Origin of the sequence: Mesorhizobium sp. M8A.F.Ca.ET.218.01.1.1 (assembly GCF_004791165.1) — a bacterium.
Lineage (GTDB): Bacteria > Pseudomonadota > Alphaproteobacteria > Rhizobiales > Rhizobiaceae > Mesorhizobium.
The window spans coordinates 1,304,262-1,314,706 of the sequence record NZ_SRUZ01000001.1 but is presented as its reverse complement, the minus strand read 5'-3'; the positions used below and the strand labels follow the sequence as shown (position 1 = coordinate 1,314,706).

The 10,445-nt window shown below is 64.7% G+C and carries 9 protein-coding genes and 1 pseudogene; 5 read left to right on the top strand and 5 right to left on the bottom strand.

Going from position 1 to position 10,445, the window contains the following annotated elements:
- Positions 1-201, top strand: a pseudogene (locus EN861_RS06380) (IS110 family transposase); the annotation flags it as partial.
- 450 nt (positions 202-651) lie between these two features.
- On the opposite strand, the gene EN861_RS06375 reads toward EN861_RS06380, so the two are convergent.
- The 3 genes from EN861_RS06375 to lepA all read right to left on the bottom strand — a co-directional run bounded on the left by EN861_RS06375 (position 652) and on the right by lepA (position 3,679).
- Positions 652-1,068, bottom strand: a complete 417-nt coding sequence (locus EN861_RS06375) for a hypothetical protein (RefSeq protein ID WP_127276460.1) — start codon at positions 1,066-1,068, stop codon at positions 652-654.
- A gap of 79 nt (positions 1,069-1,147) precedes the next feature.
- Positions 1,148-1,660 (bottom strand): hypothetical protein, encoded by a 513-nt coding sequence (locus EN861_RS06370; RefSeq protein WP_127276458.1) that lies wholly within the window; start codon positions 1,658-1,660, stop codon positions 1,148-1,150.
- A gap of 213 nt (positions 1,661-1,873) precedes the next feature.
- Positions 1,874-3,679: a translation elongation factor 4 gene (gene lepA, locus EN861_RS06365; protein ID WP_127276456.1), complete on the bottom strand. Its 1,806-nt coding sequence runs from the start codon at positions 3,677-3,679 to the stop codon at positions 1,874-1,876.
- A 206-nt stretch (positions 3,680-3,885) separates the two neighbouring features.
- On the opposite strand from lepA, the gene EN861_RS06360 reads away from it, so the two are divergent.
- From EN861_RS06360 to msrA, 4 genes are all read left to right on the top strand, one after another.
- Positions 3,886-4,968, top strand: coding sequence for a pilus assembly protein TadG-related protein (locus EN861_RS06360; RefSeq protein ID WP_127276454.1), 1,083 nt, complete (start codon positions 3,886-3,888; stop codon positions 4,966-4,968).
- 362 nt (positions 4,969-5,330) lie between these two features.
- The gene (locus EN861_RS06350; protein ID WP_127276452.1) at positions 5,331-6,035 is read left to right on the top strand and encodes a DUF1223 domain-containing protein; all 705 of its coding nucleotides are present in this window, start codon (positions 5,331-5,333) and stop codon (positions 6,033-6,035) included.
- A 113-nt stretch (positions 6,036-6,148) separates the two neighbouring features.
- On the top strand, positions 6,149-6,466 hold the full coding sequence (locus EN861_RS06345; RefSeq protein WP_127276450.1) for a hypothetical protein: 318 nt from the start codon (positions 6,149-6,151) through the stop codon (positions 6,464-6,466).
- A gap of 232 nt (positions 6,467-6,698) precedes the next feature.
- Positions 6,699-7,424: a peptide-methionine (S)-S-oxide reductase MsrA gene (msrA, locus tag EN861_RS06340; protein WP_127276448.1), complete on the top strand. Its 726-nt coding sequence runs from the start codon at positions 6,699-6,701 to the stop codon at positions 7,422-7,424.
- A gap of 218 nt (positions 7,425-7,642) precedes the next feature.
- On the opposite strand, the gene EN861_RS06335 is transcribed toward msrA, so the two are convergent.
- A complete protein-coding gene (locus EN861_RS06335; RefSeq protein WP_127276446.1) occupies positions 7,643-8,647 on the bottom strand; it encodes a cytochrome d ubiquinol oxidase subunit II in 1,005 nt (334 codons plus the stop codon).
- Positions 8,648-8,927: 280 nt separating this feature from the next.
- Positions 8,928-10,289 carry a cytochrome ubiquinol oxidase subunit I gene (locus EN861_RS06325; protein WP_127276444.1) on the bottom strand — a complete coding sequence of 454 codons (1,362 nt, stop codon included), beginning with the start codon at positions 10,287-10,289 and terminating at the stop codon, positions 8,928-8,930.
- Between the last annotated feature and the right edge of the window lie 156 nt (positions 10,290-10,445).

Here is a 10,445-nt window from a genome sequence, read left to right as displayed (position 1 = left end):
CGGCATGCTCTGCGCAGGGTGGTCTACATGGCAGCGCTCACCGCCAGCCGCTCCAATCCCGTACTCAAAGCCTTCCACCAGCGTCTTATTGCAAACGGTAAGCAACCAAAGGTCGCCATCGTCGCCGTGGCCCGAAAGATTATGACCATCCTCAGCGCCATGCTTCGACACAACCAACCCTGGTATCCAGACAAAGCCTGAAAACACAGTTGCTCATCCGTCTCGGCGCTGGCGCGCCGATCCACCTTCTCCCACAAGGGGAGAAGGAAGAAGCGCCGCGCCCTGCGCCACCTTCAGCGCCAGCGCCGCCCCTCATTGCCCTGCCGGGCATTTCTCCCCGTATAGGACGGGAGAAAGGGGCTGGCCGCAACGCCGGCACTTTTCTTGCAGCGCTGATAATTGGCGAAAGCGTCGGCCACAGCACCCCTCTCCCCGTCACTATACGGGGAGAGGATGCCGGCAGGCAGGTGAGGGGCAGCACCAACCTTCGTCGTCTTTACCCTAACCTGTGATCCTCACATGCGGCGCGAACACCCTGATCGCCTCGATAACGCATCGGATAGGCGCGAAACCGTACCTCTCACTCCGTCGCGCACCCCTCGACCGTCGCCTTCGGCGACACCTTCCCCCACAAGGGCGGGAAGGGAGAGCCTACCCGGTCACCGCCACATGCGGCGCCAGCCGCTTGATCGCGGCGACAATGTCCAGCCCGCTCATGTCGAGCGAGTTGACCTCCATGCGCACGGTGTTCCCGCCGAATAGCGCATTGGCCAGCGCGTCGGACGGCTCACCGGTCAGTTCGAAACTGACCATGCCCGAGCCCTTGCCGGAGGAGGAGAGGCGCACGCTTTGCACCCTGTGCCAGGGCACCAGCACGTCGCCGAGGCGGCGATCGCGAAAACCGTTTTCGTCGAGCACCACCTTGACCGAGGTGTCGAAGGCGCCGCGCACCATGTAGCCGCCGAACCCGAGGAAACCAAGCGCCAGCAACGCCACCAAAAACACCCGCCCGCCATCGGCGCCGTTGGCCAGCCCCTTCAGCGTATAGAAGCCAAAAATCGCCGCCATCAGCAACGACCCTGCGACGGAAGAGAACTTGTTGGTGGGACTGTTGCGGAGTTCGACGGGGGCGGACATTGGGGCGCACTCACCGGTCGGGCTTCAGCAAGGTCCAGATCCAGCCGATGAAGGTCAGCACCAGGAAGGGATAGCCGGCCGCCGGCAGCGGCGCCGAGGTCGGCAGCAAGGGCGCGCCCCACAGCACCATGCCCACCGACACCAGGAACAGCACGGCGGCAATGAGCCCGGTGATCCGCATCCACAGCGCAAAAGTGTTGGGCACGCTGACCAGGATCAGCGCCGCCGCCCAAAGCGAGATGCCGCCGACATAGGAAGGCACGCTGGCCTGCAACCCCGCCGCGTTGCCAGCCAGAAGCAGGCTCTCCCCGGCAAGGAAGGTCAGGAAGCCCGCGGCGACGCAATCATTGCCGAGCCGCTGGTATTTCATGGTGAGCAGTGCTGCGGCCACGACGAGCGCCACGCCGTCGATCGTCCAGAGCGTTTCACGCAGCGACGCGCTGGCGACGAAGGTGCCGGCCAGGCCGAAGGCGCCGCCGATGGCGAGGCCGAGAGAGGCGATGGTGTCTGAAGTGGTGCGCATGTGGTGTGTCCCCAAGCTAGGGGGAGGATACGTCGGAACGGAGTATACTCAAAGGGGCGGTCCGCCGTCCGGTGTGAAGCGCGTTAGCCCAGTTCAAATTGATTTTGGCGAGCTTGGGCGTGTCCGGCGAAAGGAAAGGCGGTAGGTATCCAGGGATGTCCCGTCACCCGCACTGGGGTGGGACCCGCTGCCTCGGGCCGGAGGCCGGACCCCTCAATCGCCCATCTTCAGCGCCTGGATAAACGCCTCCTGCGGAATATCGACCTTGCCGAACTGGCGCATCCGCTTCTTGCCCTCTTTCTGCTTGTCGAGCAGCTTGCGCTTGCGCGAGACGTCGCCGCCGTAGCACTTCGCCGTGACGTCCTTGCGCAGCGCCGAGATGGTTTCGCGCGCGATGACCTTGCCGCCGATGGCGGCCTGGATCGGGATCTTGAAGAGGTGGTGCGGGATCAGCTCCTTCAGCTTCTCGCACATCTGCCTGCCGCGCTTTTCCGCCGCCGTGCGGTGCACCAGCATCGAGAGCGCGTCGACCGGCTCCTCATTGACCAGGATCGACATCTTCACCAGGTCGCCCTCGCGGTAGTCGGTCAGGTGGTAGTCGAACGAGGCGTAGCCTTTGGAGATCGACTTCAGGCGATCGTAGAAATCGAAGACCACTTCGTTGAGCGGCAGATCGTAGGTCAGCATGGCGCGCTTGCCGACATAGGAGAGGTCGGCCTGGATGCCGCGCCGGTCCTGACAGAGTTTCAGGATGCCGCCGAGATAGTCGTCGGGGGTCAGGATGGTGGCGCGGATCCATGGCTCTTCGATGGCCGAGATTTTCACCACGTCGGGCATGTCGGCCGGGTTGTGCAGTTCCTTGACCGAGCCGTCATTGAGCAGCAGCCGATAGACGACCGATGGCGCGGTGGCGATCAGGTCGAGGTTGAACTCGCGCTCCAGCCGCTCCTGGATGATTTCGAGATGCAACAGGCCAAGGAATCCGCAGCGATAGCCGAAGCCCAGCGCCGCACTGGTTTCCATTTCATAGGAGAAGCTGGCGTCGTTGAGGCGCAGTTTGCCGACGGCGGCGCGCAGGTCCTCGAAATCGGCGGCGTCGACCGGGAACAGGCCGCAGAACACCACCGGCTGCGCCGGCTTGAAGCCGGGCAAGGCATGCGCGGTCTGGCGCCTGTCCTCGGTGATGGTGTCGCCGACGCGGGTGTCGGCCACTTCCTTGATCGAGCCGGTGAAGAAGCCGAATTCGCCGGGGCCGAGCTCGTCGACATTGATGCGGGCGGGCGTGAACACGCCGGTGCGCTCGACCAGATATTTTGCGCCGGTGCCCATCATGCGGATGGTCTGGCCTTTCCTGAGCACGCCGTCGATGATGCGCACCAGCACGATGACGCCGAGATAGGCGTCGTACCAGCTGTCGACCAGCATCGCCTTCAGCGGTGCCGTGGCATCGCCCTCGCGCGGCGGCGGCAATTGGTGGACGATGGCTTCCAGCACGTCGGGAATGCCCAGCCCGGTCTTCGCCGAGATCAGCACGGCGCCCGAAGCGTCGATGCCGATCACCTCCTCGACCTGCTCGCGGATGCGCTCCGGCTCGGCGGCCGGCAGGTCGACCTTGTTCAGCACCACGACGATCTCGTGGTTGTTGTCGATCGCCTGGTAGACATTGGCGAGCGTCTGCGCCTCGACGCCCTGGCTGGCATCGACCACCAGCAGCGAACCTTCGCAGGCGGCCAGCGACCGCGACACTTCATAGGCGAAGTCGACATGGCCGGGCGTGTCGATGAGGTTGAGGATATAGTCCTCGCCATTGTTGGCGCGGTACTTAAGCCGCACCGTCTGCGCCTTGATGGTGATGCCGCGCTCGCGCTCGATGTCCATCGAGTCCAGCACCTGCTCCTTCATGTCGCGCAGCTCCAGCCCGCCGGTCGACTGGATCAGGCGGTCGGCGAGCGTCGATTTGCCATGGTCGATATGGGCGACGATGGAAAAATTGCGGATGTGGTCGAGGGGCGTGCTCATGCCGCGCGCTTTAGCAGGGGCGGCAAGCGGCGGCAAGGCTTGGCGCCCAAGGGCTGCCCGCCGCACACAAAGCGGTGAAATCGGCAAAAGAATCGAAAAACCGGTCTGCGCGCCAACGATGCATAAACTTTAATCGTTCAGATTAGACCTTGGTTTGCCGGCTGCGTGGTAATCGCACGCTCGCTAATGCCTGTTGGGGGTTGGAAATGTTCAAGCTTGCAAGCGGCTTTGCCCGTTCCCGCGGCGGGTCGATGATGCCGCTCTTCCTGGTGAGCCTGATGCCGCTGATCGCGGCCGTCGGCTTCTCGGTCGACTACACCAGCGCGGTCCAGACCAGGTCCAACCAGCAGCAGGCGCTGGATGCCGCGATCCTGACGATCACCACCATGGACACCACGTCGACGCTGCCGCAGCGCCAGACGATGCTGCAGGATTCCTTCATCGCCAACGGCGGACAAGGCACAGCGACGCTGACCAGCTTCGTGGCTGGGACCACCGCCACCGCGACCACCGCGCGGGCCACGGCAAGTTTCGCCATGCCGACCGTTTTCATGACCATCGCCAGGATCGACACCGTGCCGATCGCGGTGGCCTCGGCGGTCAGCAAGCCGCCGGCGCTGGTCGCGGCCAACTTCAAGGTCACCGGCGTATCGGGCTACTGGAACAAGAAGATGACGCTCTACGGCACGCAATTCGGTGCGACGACGGCCAAGCCGCTGATGACGATCGACTACGTCTATGGCAAGACCGGAGACCCGAAGGGCTATGGCACCACCACCACCAGCATCCTTACGACCGATTCGACCGGCAAGACCGTCACCACGGTGGCCCAGACGCAGGTTTGCAAGCTCGCCGGCTCCAACCCGCCCGCCGGTGCGGTGATCCAGACCGACAAGTTCCAGACAAAATTTTACTGTGTCGACACGATGTATCCCGCCGATGGCACCGGCGCGTCCATCGATGTCAGCCAGATGGGTGGCCTCAGTCTGCAGATGTATGTGCCATCAGGCAACCCGCAATATCTCAAGACGAATGATCCGACCACCTCCAACCGGCTCTACAGCGGGATCAAGGATCCGCAGACCAACGCTATCAATTACAATGAGATCGCGACCGGCCAGGTCGTCGATATCTTCGGCCTCGTGCCTTGCGGTTCGACAGGCTATCAGGCCTGGGAAGACGGCGGCAACGCGGTCCCGGCGCCGGTCAGCAACGCCGACTTCTTCTACAACGTGACCGGCAAGTGCGACTTCAACAAGCGGCCCTCGGACACCGCGCTGACACAGTAACACTGCCGATCTCCCCCCTCGTGGGGGAGATGGCCGGCAGGCCAGAGGGGGGCGCTGTCCCGCCGACCTTGCCAAGTTCACGATGTTCCGCCCTGGGTCGACCGGCCATGTCCCCCGCGTGCGCCGACATCTGTTTAAAAGCGCGAGCATAGGCGCTCTACGCCCCCCTCTGTCCTGCCGGACATCTCCCCCACGAGGGGGGAGATTGGACGCGCGACCGTTTTCGCCAATCTCCAGCGCCGCAAGGAAGAGGGGCAGGCGCTCTTCAATCACAAACCGGTGAGCGCTGTAACGAAGCGGCAAGTGGCGGCGAAGTGGGGATATGACGGGCGCATCGTGGCGCCCTCCCAGGGAGCAAGCCGATGTCGCCAGTCATCTCAAGCAGGGTCCTCGCACTGTCCGGCCTCGCCGCTCTGGCGCTCGCCGCCTCGCTCGGCGCGGCGGCAGCCCAGCCGCTCAGCGTGGTCGAACTGTTCACCAGCCAGGGCTGCTCGTCCTGTCCGCCGGCCAATGCCAACCTCATCAAGGTCAAGGACCGGCCCGGCGTGCTCGCGCTGTCGTTCAACGTCACCTATTGGGACTATCTCGGCTGGAAGGACACGTTCGGCAAGCAGGAATTCACCCAGCGCCAGGTTTCCTACGAGCCGCCGCTCGGCCATGACGGGCCGTTCACGCCGCAAGTGGTGGTCAACGGCCATGCCGACGTCGTCGGCGCCGCACCCGGTGAGATCGAACATCTGATCACTGCCACGGCCAAGACCGGCGGTCCGTCGCTTTCGCTCGACGGCGGCAAGGTCGCGATCGGCGCCGGCGCGGCACCGGGCGGCAAGGCCGATGTCTGGCTGGTGCGCTACACCAAGGGTGTCGTCGAGGTGCCGGTGGCGCGCGGCGAAAACACCGGCCGCACCTTGCCGCACGCCAATGTCGTGCACGCGCTGACAAAACTCGGCAGCTGGAGCGGCGAGGCCAAGACGCTCGATCTGCCGGCAGCCTCGGGCGGCCTCAGCACCGCCGTGCTGGTGCAGTCGCCCGGCGGCGGGCCGATCCTGGCCGCCGCCGCCAACTAGATCGCGTTCGAGCAGAGATTTGCCGAGCAGAGATTTGCGCCACCGCATGGGCGGCGGCGCAAGACCCCGGCCGTCCAAAAGGGCGTGCCACCAACCCCACAAGGAAACCGACCATGACCAATTTCTCCCGCCTGACGCTGCCGGCGCTCGCGCTCGCTCTGTGCTCGACCGCGCTGTTTGCCGGCGGCATCGCGCGCGCCGATGATGCCACCAATGCGATGAAGCCCGCCGCGGACGCCATGAAGCCGGCCGCGGACGCGATGAAGCCGGCAACCGATGCGATGAAGCCGGCCGACCCGATGGCCACCAACTCCATGAAGCCCGCCGCCGATGCCATGAAGCCCGCTGCGGATGCCATGAAGCCCGCCGCGGACGCGATGAAACCGGCGACCGATGCCATGAAGCCGGCAACGGATGCCACCGCCAATTGAGCTTGGCGCGTGGCTGTCCCCGGCGGGCTCCCTGTCCAGCCGGGGACAGTCGCTGGAACAATCCCGGCAAAGGCTTGAAGCGGTTTTGCGTCGGGGACTACGTCAAGGCGAAAGTCCCGGCGCACGCGAATGTGAGGCGCCGCCGCAACTCGCGCATCGCGCCACCGTAGCTGATCCAATAGACTGATCCCCCAAATTACTGATCAACGGGGAAGCCATGAGGAGTGCAACCATGACCAACACCAACAACCGTTCGGCCGGTCTTGTCCGGGGCGCGCTCGCCGCACTCGCCCTTGCCGTCGCGGGCGCCGCCTTCTGGCTGACGCCGGCCATCTCCGCCGAGGACGCGGTGAAAATCCCGCCGCCGGCAATCGACGAAAAGGCGGCCACGGGCAGCGAAAAGGCAATCTTCGCCGGTGGCTGCTTCTGGGGCGTGCAGGGCGTGTTCCAGCACGTCAAGGGCGTCAGCAAGGCGGTTTCCGGCTATACTGGCGGCGCCAAGGACGACGCCGTCTACGAGACGGTCGGCACCGGCCGCACCGGCCATGCCGAATCCGTCGAGATCACCTATGATCCCTCCGTCGTCACCTACGGCCAGCTGCTGCAGGTCTATTTCTCGGTAGCCCACAACCCGACCCAGCTCAACTACCAGGGACCGGACTCCGGCACCCAGTACCGCTCGACGATCTTCGCCGAGAATGACGCGCAGAAGAAGATCGCGCAGAGCTACATCGCCCAGCTCGACAAGGCCAAGGTGTTCTCCGAGCCCATCGTCACCACGCTGGAGACCGGCAAGACCTTCTATCCGGCCGAAAACTACCACCAGGACTTCCTGACGCTGAACCCGACCTACCCCTACATCGTCTACAACGACCTGCCCAAGGTGGCGAATTTGAAGACGCTGTTCCCGGCGCTCTACAGCGAAAAGCCGGTACTGGTGCTGTCGGCGAGTAATTAAGAGAGGATAGGCCGGCGGGACAGCGCCCCTCTCTGCCCTGCCGGGCATCTCCCCCCTCAAGGGGGGAAATCGGCAGCTTCGGCGTCTCGCCAGCTTTCCGCGTTGGAGATTGGCGAAAGCCTAGCCAACATCGATCTCCCCCCTCGAGGGGGGAGATGGCCGGCAGGCCAGAGAGGGGCGCCTCGCCGTGACCTCTACCGCAAGCGCTCGATCACCCCTCAATCGTAAGTCAGATCCGTCGCCTTGCCGCCGAACACGCGGTAGGCGTAGAACGAATAGAAGATGATCACCGGCAGCACCACCACGGTGCCGGCCAGGATGATCGCCAGGCTCTCGGTGGCCGATGCCGCCTGCCAGATGGTCAGGCGATCGGGCACCACGAACGGATAGAACGACCAGGCCAGCCCGGCAAAACCGAGCGCGAAGATGGCGGCGAGCGTCAGGAACGGCGTCAGCGCATGGCGGTCGTCGGGCCTCGGCAGGTGGAAGGTCTGCCGCCACAGCCAGAGGAACAGCAGCGCCGACAGGATCGGCAGCGGCGACAGATAGAGCATCTGTGGCCAGACGAACCATTTGTCGAAGATGCGCGGGCTGGCGAAGGGCGTCGCCAGCGACACCGCGGCCATGCCGAGCGCGGTCAGCACCAGTGCCGTGCGCAGCCAGCGCACAGCCTTCTTCTGAAGCTCGCCTTCGGTCTTGTAGATCACCCAGGCAGCGCCCATCGCCGCGTAGGCGGCCGCCAGGCAGAACGCCACCAGCACGCCGAACGCCATGCCGCCCCGCCCGACATCGAGGCCGAGCACGTAGACGCCCAGCATGTAGCCCTGCGCCAGCGAGGCGATGACCGAACCCAGGAAGAAAATACGGTTCCAGCGATGTTTTTTCCCCGCCGGCACCTTGGCGCGGAAATCGAAGGCGACGCCGCGCAGGATCAGCCCGACCAAAAGCACGAAGACGGGAATGTAGAGCGCGGTGAGGATGACGCCATGCGCCAGCGGAAAGGCGACCAGAAGCAGGCCGACGGCCAGCACCAGCCAGGTCTCGTTGGCGTCCCAGAACGGGCCGATTGCCGCGATCATCGTGTCCTGCTCGGTGTCCTCGGCGGCGGCGAACAGGATGCCGATGCCGAGGTCGAACCCGTCGAGAATGACATAGATCAGGATGGCGAGGCCCATCAGACCGGCGAAGATGAGGGGGAGCAGGGTTGGCCAGTCATAGGTCATCGGGATATCTCCCAGCCGCGATGGGCCGGGTGCACGGCCTTACCGCTTGAAGCGATCGTTTCAAATCGATTATCGGGGTTGGCGCCGCCCGTCATCGCCCTGCCGGGCACTTCCCGTATAGTGGCGGGGAGAAGTGGGCTGGCCGCACCGCCGGCACCCCTCCAGCAACGCTGACGAGAAGCGAAACCGGCGACGACAGCGCCCCTCTCCCCGTCACTATACGGGGAGAGGATGCCGGCAGGCAGGTGAGGGGCGGCGCGGACCTGCGATGAAAGCATGCTCACTCCCCCGCCGCCGGTTGCGACATGGCCGTCTTCATCACGCCCGGCAGCGGCGATGAATCGCCATCCTTGGCCGCCTTCAGCGCCAGGTGCACCAGCACGCCGAGATAGGCGATCAGCAAAAGCAGGTAGAGCAGGAGATAGATGGCGAGCGTCAGCGCGACATGGCTGCCGGCCACCGGACCGACGGCGTCGGCGGTCTTCAGCACGCCGGTCACCAGCCAGGGCTGGCGGCCGATCTCGGTCGTGTACCAGCCGGCCAGTGTCGCCAGCCAGCCCGACAGCGCCATCGGCACCATCAGCAGGGCGAGCGGCCTGGGCAGCGAATGCCGGCGCTTGAGGAAGAAGGCGGCCGACCACGAGACGGCGAGCATCAAAAGCCCGGTGCCGACCATGATGCGGAAGCTCCAGAAGAGCGGAAAGACCGGCGGGTGGTTGCCGGGGTAGTCGTTCAGCCCTGGCACCACGCCGTCGGTGCCGTGCCGCAGGATAAGGCTGGCCCCATCCGGAATCGCGACCTCGAATCTGTTTTCCTTCGCCGCCTCGTCGGGGAGCGCGAACAGCACCAGCGGCACGTTGGGGCCGGTGTTCCAGTTGGCCTCCATGGCCGCGATCTTCTGCGGCTGGTGTTCCAGCGTGTTGAGCCCATGCTGGTCGCCGGCCAGGATCTGGATCGGGATCAGGATGGCGGCGGTGAAGACGCCGGTGCGCAGCGCCTTCCACATCGATTCCGAACGGTCGCCCCTGAGGTGGCGCAGCGCCGACAGGCCAGCGATCAGGAACGAGACCGTAAGCCCCGAGGCGAGCAGCATGTGCACCAGCCGGTAGGGCATGGACGGGTTGAAGACGATGGCCCACCAGTCGACGGCATGTGCCACGCCATCGCGCATCTCGAAGCCGGCCGGGGTCTGCATCCAGGAATTGAGCGCGATGATCCAGAAGGCCGACAGCGTGGTGCCGCCGGCAACCAGCACCGTCGCCAGCGTGTGGACGCGGTTGGAAACGCGACGGAACCCGAACAGCATGATGCCGAGGAAGGCCGCTTCGAGGAAGAAGGCGGTGAGGATCTCGTAGGCGAGCAGCGGTCCGGCGATGTTGCCGACATGCTCCATGTAGCCCGGCCAGTTGGTGCCGAACTGGAAGCTCATGGTGACGCCCGAAACCACGCCCATGGCAAAGGACAGCGCGAACACCTTCACCCAGGTGAAATAGGCGCGCATCCAGGCGGAATCATTGGTCGCGTTATAACGCAGCTTGAAGAACAGCAGCACCCAGCCAAGGGCAATGGTGATCGTCGGAAACAGGATATGAAACGAAATATTCGCGCCGAACTGCATGCGCGAGAGAATAAGCGGGTCCATGGCGGGCTCCGGCTGCTTATTATTTCGACGCAACTCCGGGCAGAAAACCTCTTTACACTTTTCCTGGAATTGCTCCAATACTGGCGAAGGATAGGCCCGAAGCGGGGGCAGGTCAAAGCGGCGTCCTGCCGCGAGGCTGAACGCCACAGGACAATT

Coding starts and splice junctions, on each gene's coding strand:
- EN861_RS06325 (WP_127276444.1), bottom strand. CDS start 10,289: ATGGACCCGCTTATTCTCTCGCGCATGCAGTTCGGCGCGAATATTTCG.
- EN861_RS06360 (WP_127276454.1), top strand. CDS start 3,886: ATGTTCAAGCTTGCAAGCGGCTTTGCCCGTTCCCGCGGCGGGTCGATG.
- EN861_RS06370 (WP_127276458.1), bottom strand. CDS start 1,660: ATGCGCACCACTTCAGACACCATCGCCTCTCTCGGCCTCGCCATCGGC.
- EN861_RS06375 (WP_127276460.1), bottom strand. CDS start 1,068: ATGGCGGCGATTTTTGGCTTCTATACGCTGAAGGGGCTGGCCAACGGC.
- EN861_RS06345 (WP_127276450.1), top strand. CDS start 6,149: ATGACCAATTTCTCCCGCCTGACGCTGCCGGCGCTCGCGCTCGCTCTG.
- EN861_RS06335 (WP_127276446.1), bottom strand. CDS start 8,647: ATGACCTATGACTGGCCAACCCTGCTCCCCCTCATCTTCGCCGGTCTG.
- msrA (WP_127276448.1), top strand. CDS start 6,699: ATGACCAACACCAACAACCGTTCGGCCGGTCTTGTCCGGGGCGCGCTC.
- lepA (WP_127276456.1), bottom strand. CDS start 3,679: ATGAGCACGCCCCTCGACCACATCCGCAATTTTTCCATCGTCGCCCAT.
- EN861_RS06350 (WP_127276452.1), top strand. CDS start 5,331: ATGTCGCCAGTCATCTCAAGCAGGGTCCTCGCACTGTCCGGCCTCGCC.